At 58.9% G+C, this 21,584-nt stretch carries 22 protein-coding genes and 1 pseudogene; 18 read left to right on the top strand and 5 right to left on the bottom strand.

Translation table 11 applies throughout. The features are described from left to right. Positions 1-357, top strand: a 357-nt coding sequence (locus tag C8029_RS21915) for a hypothetical protein (RefSeq protein WP_193217560.1), incomplete at its 5' end; no start/stop codon positions are given. A gap of 3 nt (positions 358-360) precedes the next feature. Next, complete coding sequence (locus C8029_RS00995) at positions 361-936, top strand: periplasmic heavy metal sensor (protein WP_152002056.1); 576 nt, start codon at positions 361-363, stop codon at positions 934-936. Between the two features lie 68 nt (positions 937-1,004). Here the strand turns inward: C8029_RS00995 and C8029_RS01000 are convergent, their stop codons facing one another. Beyond that, positions 1,005-2,390 carry a diguanylate cyclase gene (locus C8029_RS01000; protein WP_152002057.1) on the bottom strand — a complete coding sequence of 462 codons (1,386 nt, stop codon included), beginning with the start codon at positions 2,388-2,390 and terminating at the stop codon, positions 1,005-1,007. A 130-nt stretch (positions 2,391-2,520) separates the two neighbouring features. On the opposite strand from C8029_RS01000, the gene C8029_RS01005 reads away from it, so the two are divergent. The 5 genes from C8029_RS01005 to C8029_RS01025 all read left to right on the top strand — a co-directional run bounded on the left by C8029_RS01005 (position 2,521) and on the right by C8029_RS01025 (position 5,268). Further along, positions 2,521-2,799, top strand: coding sequence for a DUF3572 domain-containing protein (locus C8029_RS01005; RefSeq protein ID WP_152002058.1), 279 nt, complete (start codon positions 2,521-2,523; stop codon positions 2,797-2,799). 9 nt (positions 2,800-2,808) lie between these two features. Beyond that, on the top strand, positions 2,809-3,030 hold the full coding sequence (locus C8029_RS01010; protein WP_152002059.1) for a hypothetical protein: 222 nt from the start codon (positions 2,809-2,811) through the stop codon (positions 3,028-3,030). Continuing rightward, positions 2,994-3,542 (top strand): HAD family hydrolase, encoded by a 549-nt coding sequence (locus C8029_RS01015; RefSeq protein ID WP_193217561.1) that lies wholly within the window; start codon positions 2,994-2,996, stop codon positions 3,540-3,542. Before C8029_RS01010 ends, C8029_RS01015 begins: the two co-directional genes overlap by 37 nt. A 110-nt stretch (positions 3,543-3,652) precedes the next feature. Further along, positions 3,653-4,252, top strand: a complete 600-nt coding sequence (locus tag C8029_RS01020) for a heme NO-binding domain-containing protein (RefSeq protein WP_074640963.1) — start codon at positions 3,653-3,655, stop codon at positions 4,250-4,252. Next, positions 4,249-5,268 carry a GGDEF domain-containing protein gene (locus C8029_RS01025; RefSeq protein ID WP_009572795.1) on the top strand — a complete coding sequence of 340 codons (1,020 nt, stop codon included), beginning with the start codon at positions 4,249-4,251 and terminating at the stop codon, positions 5,266-5,268. Before C8029_RS01020 ends, C8029_RS01025 begins: the two co-directional genes overlap by 4 nt. Positions 5,269-5,279: 11 nt before the next feature. Here the strand turns inward: C8029_RS01025 and C8029_RS01030 are convergent, their stop codons facing one another. After that, positions 5,280-6,551 (bottom strand): amidohydrolase family protein, encoded by a 1,272-nt coding sequence (locus tag C8029_RS01030; RefSeq protein WP_009572794.1) that lies wholly within the window; start codon positions 6,549-6,551, stop codon positions 5,280-5,282. Between the two features lie 311 nt (positions 6,552-6,862). On the opposite strand from C8029_RS01030, the gene C8029_RS01035 reads away from it, so the two are divergent. The 3 genes from C8029_RS01035 to C8029_RS01045 are packed head-to-tail and all read left to right on the top strand — an operon-like array spanning position 6,863 to position 11,031. Next, positions 6,863-7,558: a response regulator gene (locus C8029_RS01035; RefSeq protein WP_009572793.1), complete on the top strand. Its 696-nt coding sequence runs from the start codon at positions 6,863-6,865 to the stop codon at positions 7,556-7,558. Between the two features lie 36 nt (positions 7,559-7,594). Beyond that, on the top strand, positions 7,595-8,812 hold the full coding sequence (locus tag C8029_RS01040; protein WP_152002061.1) for an FIST N-terminal domain-containing protein: 1,218 nt from the start codon (positions 7,595-7,597) through the stop codon (positions 8,810-8,812). Next, positions 8,809-11,031, top strand: a complete 2,223-nt coding sequence (locus C8029_RS01045; protein ID WP_009572791.1) for a hybrid sensor histidine kinase/response regulator — start codon at positions 8,809-8,811, stop codon at positions 11,029-11,031. The genes C8029_RS01040 and C8029_RS01045 overlap by 4 nt, the downstream gene beginning before the upstream one ends. Before the next feature lie 6 nt (positions 11,032-11,037). On the opposite strand, the gene C8029_RS01050 is transcribed toward C8029_RS01045, so the two are convergent. After that, positions 11,038-11,817, bottom strand: coding sequence for an ABC transporter permease (locus C8029_RS01050; protein ID WP_009572790.1), 780 nt, complete (start codon positions 11,815-11,817; stop codon positions 11,038-11,040). Between the two features lie 98 nt (positions 11,818-11,915). On the opposite strand from C8029_RS01050, the gene C8029_RS01055 reads away from it, so the two are divergent. Both C8029_RS01055 and C8029_RS01060 read left to right on the top strand, forming a co-directional pair. Further along, positions 11,916-14,018 (top strand): 4Fe-4S binding protein, encoded by a 2,103-nt coding sequence (locus C8029_RS01055; RefSeq protein WP_009572789.1) that lies wholly within the window; start codon positions 11,916-11,918, stop codon positions 14,016-14,018. After that, complete coding sequence (locus C8029_RS01060) at positions 13,997-14,896, top strand: FAD:protein FMN transferase (RefSeq protein ID WP_009572788.1); 900 nt, start codon at positions 13,997-13,999, stop codon at positions 14,894-14,896. Before C8029_RS01055 ends, C8029_RS01060 begins: the two co-directional genes overlap by 22 nt. Positions 14,897-14,909: 13 nt before the next feature. Here C8029_RS01060 and C8029_RS01065 read toward each other — a convergent pair whose 3' ends face one another. Beyond that, positions 14,910-15,821, bottom strand: a complete 912-nt coding sequence (locus C8029_RS01065; RefSeq protein ID WP_009572787.1) for a substrate-binding periplasmic protein — start codon at positions 15,819-15,821, stop codon at positions 14,910-14,912. Between the two features lie 12 nt (positions 15,822-15,833). Next, the gene (gene pedF / locus C8029_RS01070; protein ID WP_009572786.1) at positions 15,834-16,520 is read right to left on the bottom strand and encodes a cytochrome c-550 PedF; all 687 of its coding nucleotides are present in this window, start codon (positions 16,518-16,520) and stop codon (positions 15,834-15,836) included. 149 nt (positions 16,521-16,669) lie between these two features. On the opposite strand from pedF, the gene C8029_RS01075 reads away from it, so the two are divergent. From C8029_RS01075 to C8029_RS01100, 6 genes and pseudogenes are all read left to right on the top strand, one after another. Continuing rightward, positions 16,670-17,869, top strand: coding sequence for a lanthanide ABC transporter ABC transporter substrate-binding protein PedA1 (locus C8029_RS01075; protein ID WP_009572785.1), 1,200 nt, complete (start codon positions 16,670-16,672; stop codon positions 17,867-17,869). Between the two features lies 1 nt (position 17,870). Then, positions 17,871-18,829 (top strand): annotated as a pseudogene (locus tag C8029_RS01080) (YVTN family beta-propeller repeat protein). 83 nt (positions 18,830-18,912) lie between these two features. Next, complete coding sequence (locus tag C8029_RS01085; protein WP_152002062.1) at positions 18,913-19,359, top strand: cupredoxin domain-containing protein; 447 nt, start codon at positions 18,913-18,915, stop codon at positions 19,357-19,359. Between the two features lie 8 nt (positions 19,360-19,367). After that, on the top strand, positions 19,368-20,123 hold the full coding sequence (locus tag C8029_RS01090; protein ID WP_009572782.1) for a lanthanide ABC transporter ATP-binding protein PedB/LutE: 756 nt from the start codon (positions 19,368-19,370) through the stop codon (positions 20,121-20,123). After that, positions 20,120-20,911, top strand: a complete 792-nt coding sequence (locus tag C8029_RS01095) for a lanthanide ABC transporter permease protein PedC (RefSeq protein ID WP_009572781.1) — start codon at positions 20,120-20,122, stop codon at positions 20,909-20,911. Before C8029_RS01090 ends, C8029_RS01095 begins: the two co-directional genes overlap by 4 nt. A gap of 87 nt (positions 20,912-20,998) precedes the next feature. Next, positions 20,999-21,580, top strand: a complete 582-nt coding sequence (locus C8029_RS01100) for a tetratricopeptide repeat protein (protein WP_009572780.1) — start codon at positions 20,999-21,001, stop codon at positions 21,578-21,580. The last annotated feature ends 4 nt before the right edge of the window (positions 21,581-21,584 follow it).

The following is a 21,584-nucleotide window of genomic DNA, read 5'->3' on the forward strand; positions in this document are numbered from 1 at the left end:
GCGCGCGACGAGGCTGTGATGCCCTCGACTGCGCTTTTGGCCGCGGTCATGGCCGATGCGGAAACCCAAATCGCCACACGCGCCCGCCAAGAGGCGACATGTCGCGCGTCTCTGCGCCCGAAACAGCGCCATCCCATGCTGGCAGCCATGGTTGCAGCGCTGGGCGGATGGCGGGCGGTGGCGGGATTGGCCACGGCGGCGGTGACGGGGCTGGCGATTGGATTGGGCGCGCCATCGACGGTGACCAATTTGGCGACGGGCAGCTATAGCGAGAGCGCCACGGTTGAGATGACATCGGCGGGCGATGCTCTTGATGCTTTGGTCCCAAGTTTCTACGATCTCGCTTTGGAAGGATAAGCCATGACGGATGACAGCCAAATGACGCCCGAACACGGTCCCGCCGAGAGCACGCCTAAAAAGCCGTTTCGCTGGAGCCGTGTGGTTTTGGTGGTGTCACTGGCGCTGAACCTTGCGGTGATCGGCACAGTGGCAGGCGCATTGTTGCGCTGGGATGCGGGTATGGACCGGGCGCGGGCGATGCAGGTGCGCGATTTTGGCTTTGGCCCCTTCGTTGGCGCGTTGGAAACCAAAGATCGCCGTGATGTCGGGCGCATGTTTATTCGCTCCGCCGGGGACCCGCGCGAGGCACGGGCCGAGGTGAAAGCCATGTTCGCGCAGATGATTACAACGTTGAAGGCCGAGCCGTTTGACCAGCAGGCCTTTGAAACGCTTTTGCTGCAACAGCAACAGAAATTTTCCAGCCGCCAAGAGATCGGCGCACAGATTGTTGTCGATCAAATCGCTCAGATGAGTGCCTCAGATCGTGCCGCCTATGCGACGCGCCTTGAGGACATGCTGAAAAAACCGCCACGCTCGCCACATACGGGCGATGGTGTGCGCGATGCTGCGCCGCGCGACGGTCAAAGACAGAATTAAGAGGCGCCCTAAAGGGGAAACCGCATAAAAGAGGCGCCTGCGGGTGCCTTTTATTTTGGCGTGACGCTTTAGGCCGCGTAAGACCCCAGAGCGACCTGATTGCGCCCCTCGGCTTTGGCCCCATAAAGTGCCTGATCGGCGATGGCAATCAGATCGGAGACTTTCGGGGCTTGCCCGCCTATTCCGCCGCCCATGGCCAGACCGATGGAGGCAGAGACGGTGATCGGCGTGCTATCGGCTGAGATCGCGACCGGGCGGGCACAGATCGCCGCACGCAACCGTTCGGCGGCGGCGCGCGCCTCCATCAACGTGGTCATCGGCATACAGACCAAAAACTCTTCGCCACCAAAGCGCGCCACCAAATCCATACCGCGTAGATTGTCGCGCATCCGGTGCGCCACCTCGACCAAAACATCATCCCCGACCGCATGACCATAGCTGTCATTGACCAATTTGAACCGATCAATATCCACCAACATCAAGGCAAAATGTTGCCCGTTTTCATGGGATTCCTTAGCGATTTTCTCAAGATGGGGCAGGGCATAGCGGCGATTGTACAACCCGGTGAGGCTGTCGATTGTTGCCAAACGCAATCCCTCATCAAAGGTTTGTTTGAGTTGATCGGATTCTTTTTTGCGGCGCATTTGCGTGCGTAGGCGCAGGGCCATTTCTTCCGGGTCAGCCCCGCGGGTGATCAGGTCATTGGCACCCAGATCAAGCGCCATCAATGCCTCGCGCCGGTCCTGTTGACCATGCACAACGACGATGCCGCAGGTCCGGGTCGCATCGCGTGCGCGCAGGTCAGAGATCAACCGAATCCCCTCCGCTCCACCACCAAACTGTGCCGAAATCACATAGAGGTCAGAGACATTCCCATTGTAGATCGCCTCCAAAACATGATCCCCCCGCTCGATTACGATCTCATCCGACGTCATGCCGCGCAAACCAGCGCGCCAGGTCATCGCCTCTTCGGTTGTGGCCCCGATGAGAGTGATTTTGCCTGGGGTTTCAAAATGGCTCGCCGGTTCGGAAAACCCAAGCGCATGGGCCGTTTCGTTACGCCGACGCAATTCCTCAGAAGTGGCCGAGGCCCGCATCAACGCGCGCACGCGGGCGGTCAGCGTCAGCTCATCCAGCGGCTTGGTGAGGAACTCATCGGCACCCGCTTTGAGGGCGGCAATCCGCGCGGTCGTGTCATGGGCCGGGGTGATGATGGCGACGGGAATATGGGCGGTGAGCGGGTCTTTTTTGAGCGCGGCACAGGCCGCATACCCCGTCATATCGCCCAGATTGCCATCCAGAATGATCAGATTTGGTCGCAACTCACGCGCGCGGGCAAGGGCGTCAGACCCCGTGGCCGCCTGAGACACATCATAAAAGGCAGAAGCGAGTTTCACCTTTAGGATGATGCGATTGGTCGGCACGTTGTCCGCGATCAAAATCCTGCCCGCCATAGGGACCTCTCAGAGAGCCGTGTTATTTTGCCGGCTTTGGGTTTCGTGTGTCGAATGCTGTTGCACCTGTTAGGGAATTTGGTTGAGAAAGGTTAAGAAAGCGTTTCCAACCCCACGGAGTTATCCACAGATGAAGCAGGAATCCGCCGAAGTGATTGCCCTCAAAACCTTGGCGTGGCTGGTCGGAGATGAAGAAATTTTGCCTATTTTTCTTGGCTCTAGCGGCATGAGCCCGGAGGAGTTGCGTATGCGCGCCACGGAGATGGACGTGCTCTCTGCGGTTCTTGATTTCGTGACCATGAACGATGAATGGGTTAACGCCTGTGCTACGGCGACCGGTCTTGATCCACATGATCCGATGCGGGCGCGTCAGGCGCTTCCGGGCGGCGCAGACATCCACTGGACCTGAGGATCATCCATGTCACTTATTCCAATGACGCCACAGCAAACCCCGTCCGCGATCTCCGCGATCCTGTTTGATAAAGACGGCACATTGATGGATTTTCAAGGCAGTTGGGGGCCATGGGCGCAGGGCGTGATCCTTGAGATCTGCGGCGGGCCGGGGGAAAAGGCGGAAGCGTGGCGCTGGCGATGGGATTTGACATGGCACAGGTGCGGTTTCACCCCGACAGTGCGCTGATCGCGGGCACGCCCGAAGATGTCTTGGAAGTGTTGCAGCCGCATTTTCCGCAACTCACTCCACAACAGATTTTGGCCCGGCTCGATGCCGATCCCGATCGGTTTCTGCCGATGCCTGTGCCAGGGCTTGGCAACATCTGTGCCGCTCTGACGCAGGCGGGGTATGCGCTTGCTGTCGTGACCAATGATTTCGAGGCCTCGGCCCATGATCATCTGCGGCAAATGGATGTGTTGGCGCATTTTTCCGCTGTGGTCGGCTATGATAGTGGCTATGGCGGCAAACCCGCGCCGGGGCCGTGTTTGGGCGCGGCCGAACGGCTTGGCGTCGCCCCTTCGGGCTGTGTGATGGTGGGTGACAGTCTTCACGATCTGGTGGCGGGACGTGCGGCTGGCATGATGACCGTTGCCGTTTTGACGGGGGTCGCGCAGGCCCATGAGCTTGCGCCCCATGCCGATGTGGTTTTGGACAGTGTCGCAGACCTATTTGATTGGCTGTGCCACAGACAGATTTAGGATTTTACCGATATGTGCCCCCGTGGCGCGGAAAATCCCGGTGATATTGGTAATTTCTTAAGAGTGCGCACGTAAGACTTTCGCATGTGTAAGTGAGAGGCGTGCCGGTCATGCACGGGATGATAAATCGAGCGATCCAATGTTTTCTGCGTGATACCTACGGGGCGCAGGCTTGGTTGGATATTGCTGAAAATGCGGATCTTGGCTTTGAAAACTTCGAAGCCATGCTGAGCTATCCGGATCAGATCACGTTGGACGTGCTGGGCCGGGCGGCGCGGCATTTGCATAAACCTGTTGAAACCTTTCTTGAGGATCTCGGAACCTATCTGGTGTCGCATCCAAATGTGGAGGCGATCCGCCGATTATTGCGATTTGGCGGCGAAAATTTTACGGAATTTCTATATTCACTCAATGACTTGGAAGGGCGCGCCAAATTGGCGCTGCCCGATCTTGAGGTGCCGACGCTTTCGGTCGAATCCTGTGGCGACGGGACATTCCGACTTCGGTGTTCAAGTGCGATGCCGGGGTTTGGCTATGCTATGGTTGGCGTGATGCGGGCGATGGCGGATGACTATGGGGCCTTGGTGTTTTTGGAACATTCGGGATGGATGGATTCGGGCGAAGAAGTGATCACCATCAACCTGCTTGAAGTCGCCTATGCCGAAGGGCGCGCCTTCGATTTGTTCGGGCGGATTGGGGATGGCTTATGAAACATGCAACATTTGATCCCACGTCCGTTTGTGCCTTGATGCCCATGGGACTCATTTATGACGATGATGGGATCATCCAATTTGTCGGTCCGACGCTTGGTAAACTGCGCAGGGCCGATACGTTGATTGGCAAAACAATCAGTGAGGTGTTTTCCGTTCGCGACAACGGGCGCGGGACGGGCGATGGTCCTGTGCCATTGTCAACGAAACTCTATCTGAACTTCACGTCCGGTATTTCGACCCCGCTGAAAGGGATGGCCATTGCCATTGACGGCGCCAATCTCAACATTTTGAACCTGTCTTTTGGCATCTCGATCCTCGACGCTGTGGCCGACTATCGACTGACCTCGGGAGATTTTGCTCACACCGACCTGGCGATTGAAATGCTTTATCTGGTCGAGGCGAAATCGGCGGTTCTTGAAGAAACCAAACAGCTCAACGCACGTCTGCAAGGCGCAAAGGTCGCTGCCGAAGAACAGGCCTACACCGATACGCTCACCGGGCTGAAAAATCGGCGCGCGATGGATTATGTGCTGGACCGGATGTTGCGTGGCGGCGTTCATTTTGCATTGATGCATCTTGATCTCGATTACTTCAAATCCGTCAATGACACGCTTGGCCATGCCGCAGGCGATACAGTGTTGCAACGGGTGGCGAAAATTCTATTGGAAGAAACCCGTGGAGACGACATGGTGGCGCGGGTGGGAGGCGATGAATTTGTTTTGGTTTTCAATAAGTTTGTTGATCATGACCGGCTGATGCGCACAGCCTCCCGGATTATTGCCCGGCTTGAGGAACCGATCCCATATCAGGATACAGTCTGCCGGATTTCAGGATCTATCGGGATCACAACCACGGAATTCTACGCGTCTCCGAGCGCTGACAAAATGATTCACGATGCGGATCTGGCCCTCTACGGATCAAAACACGACGGCCGCGCCCAAGCGACACTGTACGATCCAGGCAGACATGATGGCGGGATGCCGGATGGACAAGTCGCACCGCAGCGGCGCTAAATGCCGAGTGTTCATATAAGGCGACGGCGCACCGTGGCGCCGCGTCCGGGCAGAGACAGGGTCGCATCGCCACGTGGTGAGCGGGCAATGACCTTGCCCTTGGCAATCACCGCCAAACGCGCGGGCCGCAACCGCAGCGCCTCAATCGGGGAAGCGGCGTCCAGCACCACCAAAGAAGCCAGCGCCCCTTTGCGCAGACCATAGTCCGCAAGCCCCATGATCGCGGCATTGTCCTCGGTCACCATGGTGAAACAGCGCGCCATCTCATCGGGATGGGTCATCTGCGCCACATGCAGTCCCATAAAGGCGACATCCAACATATCGGCGGTGCCCAGCGAATACCATGGATCTAGGACGCAATCCTGCCCCCAGCCAACGCGAATGCCCATGGCCTGCATTTCCTTGACCCGTGTCAAGCCGCGCCGTTTCGGGAATGTGTCATGGCGACCTTGCAGTACGATGTTGATCAATGGGTTTGGGATGGCGGAAATCTCGGCTTCGGCAATCAAAGGCAAAAGTTTCGACACATAATAATTGTCCATCGAATGCATCGAGGTCAAATGACTGCCGGCCACCCGGCCTTGCAAGCCAAGTCGCGTGGTCTCATAGGCCAGCGTTTCAATATGGCGGCTCATCGGATCGTCGGTCTCATCGCAATGGATATCGACGGGCAAGCCGCGTTTGGTGGCAATCTCGCACAGATCGGTCAAAGAGGCTGTGCCATCGGCCATCGTGCGTTCAAAATGCGGGATGCCGCCGACCACATCGACCCCCATATCCAGCGCCCGGATCACATTGTCGCGTCCGGTTTTGGATCGGTACAACCCGTCTTGCGGAAAGGCCACGAGTTGCAAGTCAATGTACTCTTTGACCTTTTCGCGCACCTCCAACATCGCCGTGACGGTGTTGAGATGATCGGGCGTAGTATCGACATGCGAACGGATTGCCAAAAGCCCCATCGAGGCGGCCCAGTCGCAATAGCTCAATGCGCGCTCCACCATGTCGTCCACCGTGGCAACATCGCGCAGCTCGCCCCAAAGGCCGATCCCCTCCAACAGAGTGCCCGAGGCATTCACCCGTGGCGTGCCAAAGGAGAGGGTGGCATCCAGATGAAAATGCGGATCAACAAACGGTGGTGAGACCAAATCTCCCGCGGCGTCGATCACTTTGCGGGCTTCAAATTCGATATTGGGGGCAATCTCGGCAATCCGGTCGCCCCGTATAGCCACATCCGCCACACGCCCATCCGGCAATGTGCCGCCCTTCACAATCAGATCAAACATCGTCTTTCTCCTGTGTTGAACGGCACGATCAGGCGGTGCGGCCCTTGTAACGGCGTGACATAGCGATCTGGGTAAGGATAGAGCGAAAACGCGCAAAATGCAGCAGCTCTTGCATCTGGTGCGTGCTCGGAATGTTTTAGGAAAACCGCAAACTTGTGTTTAAACTGCGTAATCCGGGCTTGAGTTGAGCCCATCAGAGAGTGTCGCCGCAGCGTGAGGGGCGCAAAGGGACAACATAGACCTTTGGGCAATTTGTAATGCGCTAACTGTTTGCTAATCTCGGGTCAGACCCAAACTGAAAGCGGTTTCCCATGATCGAAAAGACTCCCATTCGCGTCGAAGGTGCTTTTCAAACAGCGTTGATTGTTGATGACCACCCGCTGTTTTGCGACGCTTTGTCGATGACCTTGCGGGCGGGGGTCGGGATTGCAACGGTGGCCACCGCGGGCGCGCTGGAGGAAGCCTTGGAACGGCTGTCCGTTGGCGACGCACCGGATGTGATCTTGCTCGACCTGAACCTGCCGGATGTCAACGGGCTGGACGGTTTGGTGCGACTGACCAAAATGTGTCCACAGACGCCGATTGTGATCGTGTCGTCCATGGCCGAACCACGGGTGGTGCGCTCGGCCATTCGGGTGGGAGCGGCGGGGTTTGTGCCCAAACATTCCACCCGCGAAACCTTTCGCAAAGCCTTTGAGCATATCGCAGGTGGCGAGATTTATGCCCCCGAGGGCGCGTTTTCGGAGGGCGATGCCAATATGCCGCTGAGTGCACGCGAAGATGCGCTGATCCGGCTGTCGCATCTGACCCGGCAACAGGCGCGCATTTTGCAATTGATCTGCGAAGGGCAAATGAACAAACAAATCGCCTATGAGCTGACTATCGCGGAAACCACGGTCAAAGCCCATGTCACCGCGATCATGCGCAAACTTGGCGTGCAAAGCCGTACCCAGGCGGTGTTGATCGCGCAGGAAGCGAATTTCAACAGTCTCTTGTCTGGAAGCTGACTTTCCGCCACCCTTGAGAAAGGGATGGAGGTTCCAATGCACACATATGGCCAAACGCCACACATGACCGACCTGTCGGCCGCCCCGCTGGTGCGCCGCGCAGAAGTGGACGCCGATGATCCAGAAGCCGTGCGCAAAATCATCAAAGGGCTTGGACCGGGGCCGTTTTCCATCGTCTTGATGTTTTTCTCACCCGAAACGGACCGGGTGGCGCTGGCGCGCAACCTCAAGGCCGAGATCCCTTGGGGGCGGGTGATGGGGTGCTCGACGGCGGGAGAATTGACCTCGATGGGCTATGACGAGGGCAAAATTGTCGCCATGGCCTTTCCGGTCGAACATTTTGGGGTGGAGACGCTTTTGGTGTCGGATCTCAAAACCTGTACGCCGCATGACCTGATGGGCGGGTTGATCCGCGCCCGGCAGTTGTTGTCGCGCCGCTATCCGCATTTTACCCATGAATTTGCCATGCTTTTGGTTGATGGCCTCTCTGAACGCGAGGATCAATTGACCGCCGCACTGGCCTCGGGGCTTGGCTCGGTGCCGCTGTTTGGCGGATCGGCGGGGGATGGTGCGCGGTTCGAAGAGACCTTTATCATCAATGGCCGGGATATCATTGAAAACGCAGCGATTTTGACGTTTTTCCGCACCGATTGCCCCGTCCGGGTGTTTTCCTACGACCATTTGCGTGCGACCGAAAAACGCATGGTGGTGACGGCGGCGGAACCGAATGCGCGCATCGTCAAGGAGATCAACGCCGAACCTGCGGGGGCGGAGTATGCCCGTCTGATCGGCAGTGATCCGGCGCTTTTGAATGACAATGTCTTTGCTGCACATCCGGTGGTGGTGCGCGTCGGCGGCAAGCAACATGTGCGGGCGATCAAATCGGTCGCGGCCAATGGCGACATGTCGTTTTTTGCCGCGATTGACGAGGGCTTGGTTTTGACGCTGGCCGAACCGATGGATATGGCCACCCATCTCAAAGGCGCTTTGGAGGGGCTGTCGCAAGGCGCGACACCGGAGATGATTTTGGCTTGCGATTGTATTTTTCGCCGCATCGAAGCTCGGAACAGCCAAAAAAGCGCCGAAATTTCTGCGCTTTTGGTCAAACATAACGTGCGCGGGTTTTCGACCTATGGCGAACAGATCGGGTCGATCCATGTCAACCAAACTTTCACGGGCGTGGCGATTTACCGGCCCGGCAGCACCCCAACAACAGGCAAACCCAACATGGTTGAGAGTGAAGAGACACGATGACACAGCTCTCTGAGAACCTGTTGAACCCAGAGGACAGTTCCGAGCGAACCCGCGAGAAGCTGTTGAAAATCGTCGATGTGTTGATGCGCCAAGTCGAACAGCGCTCAAACGAACACGGCGCCGCCTACGCGCAGTTTCAGCGTGCCGCGATGTTGGAGGATCAGGTCCGCCAACGCACGGCGGATTTGGAATATGCGCTGGATTTGCTCAACGTTTCCAATGCGCGACTGGCCGAGGCCAATCGCAAAATGGAGGTGGCACAGCGCAATCTCGCCAATGCCATTGAGACCGTGCGCGAAGGGTTTGCGTTGTTTGATCAAGACGATGTGTTGGTGCTCTACAACTCGCGCTTTGCGATGTTTTTGCCGGACATTGTGCCGCGTTTGAAACAGGGTATCAGCTTTTCGGATTATGCCGAAATGGTCAGCACATCGGAGTATCTCGACCTGACGGGGACGGACAACGCCTATGCCTGGGCCTCGCGCCGGGTTGAGCGGCACCGGGATCGGCATGTGGTGTTTAACGTCCATGTGGTGGGGGATCGCTGGATTCAGATTTCCGAACACCGCACCCCGGATGACGGCACGGTGATCCTTCAGACCGACGTGACCGATCTGGTGCTGACCGAACGCGAAACGCGGGGGCGGATGCTGGACGATCAGGCCCAAATGATCCGCGCCACCTTGGAACATGTGTCCCTTGGGGTGTGTATTTTTGACAAGAATTGTCAGTTGGCCGGGTTCAACCAAAGGCTGGGTTATTTGCTGGGCCTGCCGATGACGCAGTTGCAATTGGGCGCAGGCTTTGAGGCCATGTATCAGCGCGTCAGTGGCGAATTGGCCGTGGGTGGGCAATTGACGCCAGAGGAGCTTTTGGCCTGGGTCTATGGCACGGCACCGCGCGTGCCGATCACCTTTGAGATGCGTCATTTGGATCGCCGGGTTCTTGTCGTCTCGGCGGAGGATTTGCCGGACGGCGGGTTTGTGATGTCGGTGACGGATGTGACCGCGGAACGGCGCGCGATGGCCGAATTGACCCGGACCAACGAGACGTTGGAGGCGCGGGTGATGTCGCGCACGCTCGATCTTGAGGACGCCTTGGCCCGCGCCGAGCGGGCAAACGCGGCGCGCTCGCGCTTTGTCGCGGCGGCCAGTCACGACCTATTGCAACCCTTGTCGGCCGCCAAACTCTTTGTTGCCTCCGCCGAAGATGGCGTGAGCGATGACGACACCCGCAAGGTTCTGGGCAAGGCACAAAACGCGCTGGAGAGTGTCGAAAATATCCTCTCGGCGCTTTTGGACATCTCCAAACTTGAGGCCGGGCGCTCGGCCTTGGACATCATGCCCGTGCCGCTTGCGCCGATGTTGGCGCAGTTGCGCGATGAGTTCATGTTGGCGGCGCAGGCCAAGGGCATTGATTTAAGGGTGGTGCAGACGGATCAGATCGTCGAAAGCGACCCGACCTATCTGCGCCGGATCGTGCAAAACCTGATGTCGAACGCGATCCGTTATACCGACGTCGGACGGGTTTTGGTCGGTGTACGGCGCAAAGGCGCGGGCCGGGTGCGGCTTCAGGTCTGGGACACCGGCCCCGGCATCCCCGAAATCGAACACCAAGCGGTGTTTCAGGAATTTCACCGTCTGGGCGTGTCCGCTTCGGCCTCGGTCGGGATGGGGCTTGGGCTGGCGATTGTGGATCGTGCCTGTGCCCAGCTTGGCCATCCGATCCATCTGGACAGTGTCGTGGGCAAGGGCACGGTGTTTGGCATCGACCTGCCGCCGGCGCGACAATGGGTGGCGAAAAAGACCGGGACCTATCTGCCTGAGCAGACCAGTCTGGAGCATCCTGGCGGGTTGATGGTGCTTTTGGTCGAAAACGACGCCGATGTGCGCCGTGCCGTCACGCTTTTGCTGGAGAAATGGGGCGTGGCTGTGGTCGGTGTTGAAACCGGCGAAGAGGCACTGTCGTTGGTCGAGGAGTTGGATGTCACGCCGGATTTGATGTTGGTGGATTATCAACTGGGCGAGGGGATGAACGGGATCGCCTTTATCGAAGCGTTTTGGGCCAAATACGGCCGCATGCCCACCCGTCTTGTGACCGCCAATCGGTCGCGCGACGTGCGACAGGCCTGTCAGGCGGCGCAGATCAAAATCCTCTATAAACCGATCGCCCCCAAGGATCTTGAGACCTTTGTGATGACGCCGCTCAAAGCGCCTTAGGGCGCCTTAGGCCGACCGCCACCGTGCCGCCGCCCGTTCCCAGCGCTGGATCACCACGACCTCGATGAGCAACATCACGGCCACAAAGCTGAGCGCATAGGCCAAGACATAGGCGGTTTGAAAGTTTTGAAAATGCAGGTGAATTTTAAAGCCTATCCCGCTTGAGCGGCCCAGAAATTCGACCACGAGAACGATTTTCCAAATCATCGCAAGCCCGTTGCGCCCGGCAATGGCAAAATAGGGCGCGAGTTGTGGGCCTAAAACATGCCGCAGGCGCGCGCTGAGTGACATTGTGTAAATCCGCGCCATTTCATCCAATTTCGGATCGCGCGCCCGCGTCCCATCCCGCAAAGTCACCGTCACCTGCGCCAATTTGTTCAGTGTCACAGCAGTGATGGCGGCGATCTCGTTGAGGCCGATCCAGAGATAGCACAACACGATGATCACCAGCGCCGGAAGATTCAAAAACACTGTGATCCACGGCGCAAACGCCCGCTCCAAACGCGGCATCAGCCCAAGTGCGATGCCCAAAACCGTCCCCAATCCCATCGCCAAGCCAAAGGACAAGGCGACGCGGATCATCGTGGCCTGCATCTGCGGCCAGAGCGTACCGGAGGTGATCAGATCGGCCAGGACACGCAGCACGGTCAGGGGCGAGGGCAAAATATCCGGGTCCGCCTTGTGCCACGCGGCCAAAGACCAAAGCCCGATCAGGGCCGCAAGAGACAGTCCAGTGGTCACGCTTTTTGACACGGCCTGTTCGATGATGATCCGTTTCTGTCGCATCCAATCCTCCCGAACCAATCCTAACGCCGCCCGGGTCCTAGGGCGCTCTGGACCTTGGTCGTATTCAACGCCGCCCCATGCGCCGTTAGCGTCATCATATGATGACACGTTACGCCCTCATTCTGGCCTTTCTCTGCGCCGTTCTGGTTGCCCCGATGCACGTTTCGGCGGCGGCCCCCGATCCTTTGCCCCGCGCGGAGGTCGAGGCGATGATCATCCCGCCCTATGCCTTGGGTGAAAGCCTCGCCGATAATGGCGTGTATCAGCTGTTGAATTCGGGTGGTGCGGAGATCGGATATGTGTTCGAAACCGGCCCGCTCGCGCCCTTGCCGGGGTTCTCCGGCGCACCGATCGACATGTTGGTGTTGATGGACACAAGCGGCGTGTTCTTGGATGTGCGGTTGGTGTCGCAACGTGAGCCGGTGTTTGTGTCTGGCCTTGGAGAAGCGCCGTTTCGAGAGTTTATTGAACAATATAAAGGCCTTGCGATCACCCAAAGCCTTGTTGTCGGCGTGCCTTACGGGGCCAGCGGTGGTGGCGGATCGGACCTTGTCTATTTGGATGGCGTGACCAAAGCGACGGCCAGTGTGCGCATCGCCCATGAAAGCCTTTTGGCGGCGGCCCTTTCGGTGGCGCGCGACAAAATGCAAGGTCTGGCACAAACGCCGCCCGCGCGGCCCAAGCCCGACGATGGCGAAACATTGACTTGGCAGGATTTGGTCGATCAGGGCATCGCCAAGCCGTTGCGGGTCAGCAATGTCGAAGTGGACGCCGCCTTTGCCGGGACGGTTTGGGCCGATGATGACCCGGAGGTGCAGGCCGATCCAGAGGGGCTTTATCTGGATCTGTGGCTGGTGGATCTGGGCCCGCCTGCGGTCGCGCGGGCGGTGTTGTCCGACGACTCGCTGAGCGATCTACAGCATTTCCTGGCGGTCTCGCCTGAGGCGGAACCTTTGCTGATGTTGGAGGCGGGACGGCATGGTCTGGTCTCCGAGGATTTCGTGCGCAACACCGCGCCAGACCGGCTATCGGCGGAGCAGGGGGGCTTGCCGGTGGCGCTGCGCGATGCGGATTTGCTGGTCGAATTGGCCCCCGACGTGCCACAGGCCGGGGTGGCGATGATCCTTCGGGCAGACCGGCGTTTGGGCTTTGATCCGATCTCAGAGTGGGAACTGCGGGTGCAAACCGTGCGCGCCCATGGCAGTTTTCAGCCGCGCTTGGGCGACACCCATTTCGCCCTGACCTATGCCGCGCCGGAGCGGTTTTTCGAGGTCTCAAAGCCGCATAAACCGCTGCCCGCCTGGGCCGAAGCGGCGCTTAACCGGCGGGCGGATTTGATCGGTTTGGCCGTGGTTCTGACCGGGCTGTTGCTTTTGGTCGGGCCCGGCATGACCCGTCTTGCGGCGCGGCCCAGTTTCACCGCCATCCGCCTGACGATATTGGCCTTTGTCATCGTTTTCATTGGTTGGTGGGGGCAGGGGCAATTGTCGATTGTCACCGTCCTGGCCAGCCTGCGCGCCGCCGTTGGACAAGGCTCGTTTTCCGTGCTGCTGTATGACCCGTTTTCACTGATGATCTGGGCGGTGGCGATCCTTGGTTTTGTGCTTTGGGGGCGGGGGCTGTTTTGCGGCTGGCTTTGTCCGTTTGGTGCGATGCAGGAGTTGCTCCACCATGTCGGAAAGCGCCTGAATATCCGTCAGATCAAGGTCTCGGACGACTGGGACAACCGGTTGAAAAAATTTAAATATGTGGCGCTCTTTGGGGTCATCGCGGTGACATTCGCCGCCCCCGATTATGCCGAAAAAGCTGCCGAAATAGAGCCGTTCAAAACCGCCATCACCGTCTATTTCGTCCGCGAGTGGTATTACGTCGCCTATGCCGTGTTTTGGCTGGGGCTGAGCCTCGTCTTTTTCAAAGGGTTTTGCCGATATGTCTGCCCTTTGGGGGCGATCATGGCGATTGGCGGCCTGTTGCGTGGGCGCGATTGGATCGCCCGGCGTGAGGCCTGCGGCAGCCCGTGCCAATTGTGCCGGGTCAAATGCCGCTATGGCGCAATCAAAAAGACCGGAGAAATCCAGTATGACGAATGTTTTCAATGCCTTGATTGCGTTAAAATCCATGACGATCCGAACCAGTGCGTGCCGCTGATCTTGGCCGCCAAACGACAGGAGCGTGCCACATGCCCGCCAAATCTCAGCTGACCCGCCGCCGGTTTTTAACCCTCTGCGCCTCGGCCCCGGCGATGGGGCTGGCCAGTGCCGCGCGCGCCTCAACCCAAATCTGGCGAGGGCAGGCTTTCGGGGCTGAGGTCTCGCTGGAACTGTCGAGCGATGCGCTTCAGGTGCAACAGGATTTGGACGCAGTGGTGCAAGAGCTGCGTCAGATCGAAGCGCGGTTTTCGATCTTTTCACCCAGCTCTGAACTGTCGCAACTGAACGCCCGCGGGCGGATTGCGGTGAGCGAGGAGATGCATGAGGTCTTGCGGCTGGCGCGCCGGGTGCATCTGGCCAGTGAGGGCCTGTTTGATCCGACGATTCAGCCGCTTTGGCAGGCCCTTGTCGAGGGGCGTGACACGGCGCAGGCGCGGGCTTTGATCGGCTTTGAGCGGGTCGAGATCGGCAGCAGCCATGTGCGCCTGGCACCTGGCCAAAAGCTCAGCCTCAATGGCATCGCACAGGGCTATGCCACCGACCGGATCACCGCGCTGTTGCGGCGGCGTGGCTACGATCACGCGCTGGTCAATATGGGCGAATTCCGTGCCATGGGCGGGCCTTATCATTTGGGGGTGTCCGACCCTGAGGCGGGACAACTTGGCCGCCTGAGCCTGACGGATGGCGCGGTGGCAAGCTCCAGCCCCGGCGCGATGCGGGTGGGGGATGAAACCCACATTCTGCACCCCAAAGGCGGTGTGCCGCTGTGGTCGACGGTGACGGTTGAGGCGCGGTCTGCCGCGCTTGCGGATGCCGTTTCGACCGCGTTTTGCCTGATGCCGCGCGATCAGATGGCGCGGGTCTGCGAACGGCTTGATCTGGGGCCTGTGATGATGATTGATTTTGAGGGGAACCTTGAAACGCTGTGAGCGTGTTCAAGACCTAACGCTCAGGGGGTAGAAAGCTTAGCCCATGCATGGCAAAAATGGCCGGGATACGCCCATCTGAAAGCGCCTTTTCAACGGCGTAATCAACGGCATAGCCAAGGTCGCGATGCTGTTGGTTGACGGCGACGCCAACGGTCCATGTCGAGCGCACCAGCCCCGGCAGCGGCGGGGTATGGACGGCAAATCCGTTGGTCTCGTCCGCGCTGATCCCGGCTTCGATCACCGCCAAAGGCGCCATGACGGCCATGGTGTCGCCTGCCACCATGGCGGAGACGGCGCGGTCTGAGCTGGGATAGCGGTGGATTGCGTCGGATACGACGCCGCGACCGATGGAGGCGAGGTAGAGGTCCGAAATGCTGTCGTTTTCGACCGCGACGGTGTCATAGCGGAAATAGGCCGGCGTCGGGATGTCATCCGGGTCGGGGTAGTCGGTCAGACTATAGCCGATGGCGAGGGTTTCCGCCGCATATTGTCCAGTAAAAACAGCCTGTTCGACACGGCAGGCGAACTCACTGTCATAGGGCACATGCAACATCACGTCGGAGACGCGCCCGCCGACGGCGGCCCCTTTCCAAACGTAATTGCGCAAATCGCCCTCAAGGGTTTCATCGGCCTGAACAAGGCGAAACCGCGGGGTGACCCCGAGGTCTTCGGCGATGAGCCTGCCGATCTCAACGTCGATGCCCGCGGGTTTTCCGTCCTTGAGAAAGGACCAAGGTGCAAAGTTTTCGTAGAGCGCAAATTCGATCCAACCCTCGTCGATGATGGTGTCGAAATCGCGGCCAATGTCCTGGGCAAAGGTATTTTGTGGCCGCAGTTGCGGCACCACATCCTCACAGCGGGCGAAAACCGGCCCCGCAGAGGCGAGACCGGTCAAAAAGGTCAGAGCAAAGAGGGAATGTTTCATGGAAACAAACCCTTAATGCGCGGCAGACAGGCCAACGGTCAACAGGTCCGCTGTGTGTTTCCAGGTTTCCGGATCATCAGACAGGCTGTTTGAGGCCTTAAAGGCGATGCTGTCGGCGATGGGTGCGCCGGACCCGGTTTCGACTTCGGCAGCAATCATGCCGAGCTCTTCTTTGAGAGCCATCGGATCATCAATATCGCCCGCTAAAAGGTGATCGCGGATTTCGGTCAAACGGGTCATGTGGCTGTCCAACGCGCCATCGTCGGGGCGGGTTTCGATATAGGTGCGGATCGCCCAGGCGGCTTTTTGACCCAGGATTTCGCCAAAGGCGGGCATTTTAGTGATGCCATTTTGGGTCATCCCCAATTGAAACCGTTCCACATACCATTCGTCGCCATATTCGGCAGCTTCAAGATAGCGCAAATCGGGGGCGAGGCCACCGGAGACGGCCCCAAGCCCATGACAGCGGGCACAGTTTTGGTTGAACCCGGAGGAGCCGATTTCGATGGCTTTGAGCCAGACGTCTTCGCCCGCCGCCTCGGCGCGATAGGGATTTTCGATCAACCAATCTTCGCCCTCCACCCCTACATCGGGCAACATATCGGTGTTGATCGCCTGCGGGGTGACATCGCCATGTGCAAAGGCGGATGTGGCGAATGTGGCGACAGTGAGCGCGGCAATCAAAGCAGTACGTTTCATAGGATCCTCCCAAGTTTCCCAATCAATATCGCCGCAGCTGCAACAGGCGCTATTCGACCTTGGTGCAACTGTCGAAACCGTCATGCGACCTTGGTCCCATTTCGGCGGAGCAGAGCCGGAATTTAAGGTGAGAGCACGGGAGGACGACAATGACACATATGCGGCGCACATTTCGCGTGGCGGCTGCCGGATTGCTCTGTGCGCTTTGCGTGCAGACAGGCGGACAGGCGGCTGATCTGGATCTGACGATCGGCTATTTGCGGCTTGAAGAACCCGCGCATCCGGTATTGTCGGGCTTGGACCCGGTGCCCGCGCGGCGTGGTATTGAGGGCGCCGAACTTGGCGTGAAGGACAATCAAACAACGGGCGGGTTTTTGGGCCATTCCTATGCGTTGGATGTGGTCAGCCTTGCGCCTGAGGCCCTCGCGGCCGATGTCGCGGCGGCGGCGCGGGACATGTTGGCCAAGACCCGCGTTGTGGTGTTGGACATGTCCTCTGAGGCGGCGCTGGCTGTGGCGGATTTGGCCGAGGCCAAGGGCGCGATTCTGATCAATGCCGCCAGTGGAGACGCGGCGTTGCGCGGGGCGTCGTGCCGCACAAATCTGCTGCACACGGCCTTGGAAGACAGCATGGCGGCGGATGCGTTGATGCAGGTTTTGCTGAGCAAACGCTGGACGAAGCTGGCGATGATCGTGGGTCCAACCGCCGAGGACAAGGCGCGGGCGCAGAGCTACCGTCAGGCGGCGCAGAAATTTGGCCTCAAGATCGTCTCCGAGACGACATGGACCTTTGACAGCGATCTGCGGCGCGCCGCGAGCCGCGAGGTGCCTTTGCTGACCCAAGGATTCAAATCGCATGACGTGGTGTTGATCGCCGACGCCCATGACGATTTTGCCCGCTACATCGAACACAATACATGGGAACCGCGTCCGGTGGCGGGGGCGGGCGGCTTGACCGCTGTGGCTTGGGCGCCGGTGATCGAGCAATGGGGCGCGGCACAGCTTCAGTCGCGGTTCACCGATATGACCGGGCGCGCGATGACACCGCGCGATTATGCGGCCTGGGCGGCCGTGCGTGCCCTGGGCGAGGCGGTGACGCGGACCGGGACGGCGGAGGCGGGGGCGCTGCACGATTATCTTTTGTCGGATGGGTTTGAATTGGCCGGGTTCCAAGGCCGCCCTTTGAGCTTTCGCAATTGGAACGGCCAGATGCGCCAACCCGTGCCCGTGGTCAACGCCCATGCACAGGTCGCTGCAGCGCCTTTGGAGGGGTTTGAACACCCGCGTAACCCTTTGGACACGTTGGGAACAGATCAGCCGGAAAGTGAATGTCATGCCTTTGGAGAGTAAGATGAGAGTGATATACGCGGGGCTTTTGACCGCCTGTTTGGCACAGCCCGCCTTGGCCGCCGAGATTTGGGTGAGCAACGAAAAGGACGACACGCTGTCGGTGATCGACATCGACACTTTGGAGGTGATCCGCACGCTCAAAACTGGCGAACGCCCGCGTGGGATCACGTTTAATGCCGATTTCACAAGGCTTTACATCTGCGCCTCTGACAGTGATGCGGTGCAGGTGATGGACCCGGAAACGGGGGAGATCCTGTTTGATCTGCCTTCGGGCGAGGACCCGGAGCAATTCGTGTTGCACCCGGACGACCGACACCTGTGGATCGCCAACGAAGACGATGCGGTGACCACGGTGGTCGATGTCGACAGCCGCACGGTGGTGGCGCAAATCAACGTTGGGATTGAACCCGAAGGCATGGCCGTATCGCCCGATGGCAAGACGGTGATCACCACCTCCGAGACCACCAATATGGCGCATTGGATCGACACCGAGAGCCATGAGATTTACGCCAACACCTTGGTCGATTCCCGTCCACGCCACGCTGAATTCGTCAAAGACGGGACCGAGCTTTGGGTGAGCTCGGAGATCGGCGGGACGATTTCGGTGTTTGACACCGGGAATCAGAATGAAATCGGAAAGATCCATTTTGAGATCAAAGGGGTGCATCCTGACTTGATCCAGCCAGTGGGGTTTGAACTGACCCCGGATCAAAAGACCGCCTTTGTCGCCCTTGGGCCGTCCAATCATGTTGCCGTGGTCAACACTGAGACGCTTGAGGTTGAGGGCTATATCCTGACCGGACGGCGGGTCTGGCACATGGCCTTTAGCCGGATCATCGGCTTTTGTTCACCACAAACGGGGTGAGCGGCGATGTGACGGTGATTGATGTGGCCAAACGCGAGGCAATCAAATCCATCAAGGTTGGGCGGTTTCCTTGGGGGGCCGCCATGCGGCCCTAATCAGATATGCGGGCCGCCATGCGTCCGTGATCGGACCAGTGAGTGGCTTAGAGACGACAACAATACGAAAGAGGAGTTTTACTATGCGTTTCCCAATTTTAGCCGTCGCATTGATCGCAGCCTGTCCCGCCTTTGCCGATGATGACGGCGATGATGACGTAAAATTCGGCATGGCCGGTATCCTGTCGGCGAGCAATTCCGAAACCCTGCCGCCCATCCTTTTGTCCGCAGGCCAACCCTTGGCCGACGCCCCGTTGCATCTTAAATCCGGCACCTATTACGAGATCGAAATCGAAGCCGACGGGTCACAAGAGCTTGGCCTTGAAGGGGCGGGGTTTTTCCGCGCCATCTGGATTGACGAGATTGTCATCGAGGGCTTGGAAATCCGCCCTTTGGGGATTGACAGCGTCGAATTTGACGAGGCGGGGGTGATGGAAATCGGGTTTGTCGCGATCAAGCCGGGGACCTATGATTTGCATGTGCCCAAAGCAACAGGTGATTTGCAACGCCTTGAAATCATAATAGAATAGGGGAAATCATGGCCGGGCTTGTCGTTGATAAAGTCACTCATCTCTACGCCGGACGTTCCGATCATCCGCCCGCTTTGGACCAAGTGAGTTTTTCGGTCGACCCCGGCCAGTTTTGTGCCCTTCTGGGACCAAATGGCGCAGGAAAATCAACGCTTTTTGGCATTCTCACCCGACTTTTCGCGCCCAAATCGGGCCGGGTGGAGGTTGCCGGACATGACATGAGCCGCGCGCCGCTCAAGGCTCTCGCGCGCATGGGTGTGGTGTTTCAGCAGCCGACGCTGGATCTCGATCTGACGGTCTGGCGCAACATGTTGTATTTCGCGGGTCTGCACGGGATCACCGGGCGCGCCGCCAAACTGGCCGCGTCTGAGGCGTTGGATCGGCTGGCGATGGTCGAACGCGGTTCGGAACGGGTGCGCGATCTCAACGGCGGGCATCGGCGGCGGCTGGAAATTGCCCGCGCTTTGATGCATCGGCCCGAAGTCTTGTTGCTGGATGAGCCGACCGTGGGGTTGGATGCGCAGACGCGGGCGGATTTGGTCGCCCATGTGCATCAATTGGCGCGCGACAGCGGGCTCGCCGTACTTTGGGCGACGCATTTGACCGACGAGGTCCACGCGCAGGATGCCTTGGTGGTGCTGCATCGGGGGCGGGTGATCGAGCGCGGTGTGGCCGAGCAGGTCGGGCCGGAGCTGACCCAACATTTCCTCGCACTCACGGGCGGGTTGACTGGCGAGTTGACCGGCGAAAGACAGCCCGCATGAGGCATTATGTCACCGCCCTTATCGCCATTTGCCATCGCGAAGCGCTGCGGTTTTTCGGCCAACGCGCCCGGATGATCGCCGCTTTGGTGCGGCCTTTGATGTGGCTTTTTGTCTTTGCCGCGGGGTTTCGCGCGGCTTTGGGCTTGTCGATCACGCCGCCTTACGAGACCTATATCAGCTATGAAACCTACATCGTGCCGGGGCTCTGCGCGATGATTTTGCTGTTCAACGGCATGCAATCTTCGCTGTCTTTGGTGATGGATCGCGAGATGGGGACGATGCGGCTTTTGCTGACCGCGCCCTTGCCGCGCTGGTGGCTGTTGAGTTGTAAACTGATGGCGGGGGCGGTGATTTCGGTGCTGCAAGCCGTTGTATTCTTGGCAATTTGCGCCCTCTACGGCATCCGCTTTTCGCCAATGGGCTATGTCGCGGCCCTGCCTGCGATGTTTTTATGCGCGCTGATGGTGGGGGCTTTGGGGATTGCGCTCTCTTCGACCATTCGTAGCTTGGAAAATTTTGCGGGGGTGATGAATTTCGTGATTTTCCCGATGTTTTTCCTCTCCACGGCGCTGTACCCGCTTTGGAAAATGGCCGAGGCCTCTGAGCTTTTGTGGTGGATTTGCGCGATCAACCCGTTTTCGCATGGAGTCGAAACGATCCGATTTGCGCTTTATCTCAAGGCCGATCCTTTGGATTGGGCCATCACCGTGGCAGCGGTGGTGGTGTTTATGGCGCTGGCGCTGTGGGGCTATGATCCGGGCAAGCGGACGATGGGGCGCAAGGGTTAAACGCGCGCAGGTTGTAGAAAATCCGCCACTTTGGTCGGATGGGACAAAGCCACGCGCTCTGGCACCATGGGCGCGGGAGGATTTCACATGAAGATTGTAATTTTGGCGATGGCGCTTGCCGCGGCGGCGCCCGTTTTGGCCGAAGATTTAACCCAAGACTTAGCCATGCAGCTTGGCCCGGACACCGAGGTGAACGAGCAGGGCACACTCAACCCGCATGAGATGTCGATGGCGCAGGTGATGGAGAGCATCCGCAATGGCGACACCGGGATGGTGATTTGTTCTCAGGGCTATTTGGTGACCAAATCAGGTCGTCACGAGATGGCGCGCGAGCTGTTTAAAAGCTGTGCCGATCACGGCTGGACCGGGGCGATGACATGGATGAGCCAGCTCGATGATCGAGGTCTGGGCGGGCCACAGGATTTGGAAGCGGCGGCGGACTGGAACCGCAAGGCGGCGGAGGCGGGCGATCCAGTTGGCAAATTCAACCACGGGTTGGATTTGATGCGCGGCTGGGGCGTGGCGCGCGACGAGGCGGCGGGGCGCGCCATGGTCGATGAGGCGGCGCGGGACGGTTTGGACGTGGCGCAGCGACTGCAAAGTGCGGAGTATGATCTGGACGAGGTGACGCCGGATGCGGATGAATGGCGCTATTTGAACCTGTTCTAAGGGG

The organism is Roseobacter sp. TSBP12 (assembly GCF_009129705.1).
Classification (GTDB): domain Bacteria; phylum Pseudomonadota; class Alphaproteobacteria; order Rhodobacterales; family Rhodobacteraceae; genus Celeribacter; species Celeribacter baekdonensis_A.

Excerpts from the sequence above, each read along its gene's own strand:
- C8029_RS01090 (WP_009572782.1), top strand. The coding sequence starts at position 19,368 with ATGGCCGGGCTTGTCGTTGATAAAGTCACTCATCTCTACGCCGGACGT.
- C8029_RS01035 (WP_009572793.1), top strand. The coding sequence starts at position 6,863 with ATGATCGAAAAGACTCCCATTCGCGTCGAAGGTGCTTTTCAAACAGCG.
- C8029_RS01085 (WP_152002062.1), top strand. The coding sequence starts at position 18,913 with ATGCGTTTCCCAATTTTAGCCGTCGCATTGATCGCAGCCTGTCCCGCC.
- C8029_RS01065 (WP_009572787.1), bottom strand. The coding sequence starts at position 15,821 with ATGAAACATTCCCTCTTTGCTCTGACCTTTTTGACCGGTCTCGCCTCT.
- C8029_RS01100 (WP_009572780.1), top strand. The coding sequence starts at position 20,999 with ATGAAGATTGTAATTTTGGCGATGGCGCTTGCCGCGGCGGCGCCCGTT.
- C8029_RS01055 (WP_009572789.1), top strand. The coding sequence starts at position 11,916 with ATGATGACACGTTACGCCCTCATTCTGGCCTTTCTCTGCGCCGTTCTG.
- C8029_RS01020 (WP_074640963.1), top strand. The coding sequence starts at position 3,653 with ATGCACGGGATGATAAATCGAGCGATCCAATGTTTTCTGCGTGATACC.
- C8029_RS01040 (WP_152002061.1), top strand. The coding sequence starts at position 7,595 with ATGCACACATATGGCCAAACGCCACACATGACCGACCTGTCGGCCGCC.
- pedF (WP_009572786.1), bottom strand. The coding sequence starts at position 16,520 with ATGAAACGTACTGCTTTGATTGCCGCGCTCACTGTCGCCACATTCGCC.
- C8029_RS01030 (WP_009572794.1), bottom strand. The coding sequence starts at position 6,551 with ATGTTTGATCTGATTGTGAAGGGCGGCACATTGCCGGATGGGCGTGTG.
- C8029_RS00995 (WP_152002056.1), top strand. The coding sequence starts at position 361 with ATGACGGATGACAGCCAAATGACGCCCGAACACGGTCCCGCCGAGAGC.
- C8029_RS01000 (WP_152002057.1), bottom strand. The coding sequence starts at position 2,390 with ATGGCGGGCAGGATTTTGATCGCGGACAACGTGCCGACCAATCGCATC.
- C8029_RS01050 (WP_009572790.1), bottom strand. The coding sequence starts at position 11,817 with ATGCGACAGAAACGGATCATCATCGAACAGGCCGTGTCAAAAAGCGTG.
- C8029_RS01060 (WP_009572788.1), top strand. The coding sequence starts at position 13,997 with ATGCCCGCCAAATCTCAGCTGACCCGCCGCCGGTTTTTAACCCTCTGC.
- C8029_RS01075 (WP_009572785.1), top strand. The coding sequence starts at position 16,670 with ATGACACATATGCGGCGCACATTTCGCGTGGCGGCTGCCGGATTGCTC.
- C8029_RS01025 (WP_009572795.1), top strand. The coding sequence starts at position 4,249 with ATGAAACATGCAACATTTGATCCCACGTCCGTTTGTGCCTTGATGCCC.
- C8029_RS01010 (WP_152002059.1), top strand. The coding sequence starts at position 2,809 with ATGTCACTTATTCCAATGACGCCACAGCAAACCCCGTCCGCGATCTCC.
- C8029_RS01005 (WP_152002058.1), top strand. The coding sequence starts at position 2,521 with ATGAAGCAGGAATCCGCCGAAGTGATTGCCCTCAAAACCTTGGCGTGG.
- C8029_RS01095 (WP_009572781.1), top strand. The coding sequence starts at position 20,120 with ATGAGGCATTATGTCACCGCCCTTATCGCCATTTGCCATCGCGAAGCG.
- C8029_RS01015 (WP_193217561.1), top strand. The coding sequence starts at position 2,994 with ATGGCACAGGTGCGGTTTCACCCCGACAGTGCGCTGATCGCGGGCACG.
- C8029_RS01045 (WP_009572791.1), top strand. The coding sequence starts at position 8,809 with ATGACACAGCTCTCTGAGAACCTGTTGAACCCAGAGGACAGTTCCGAG.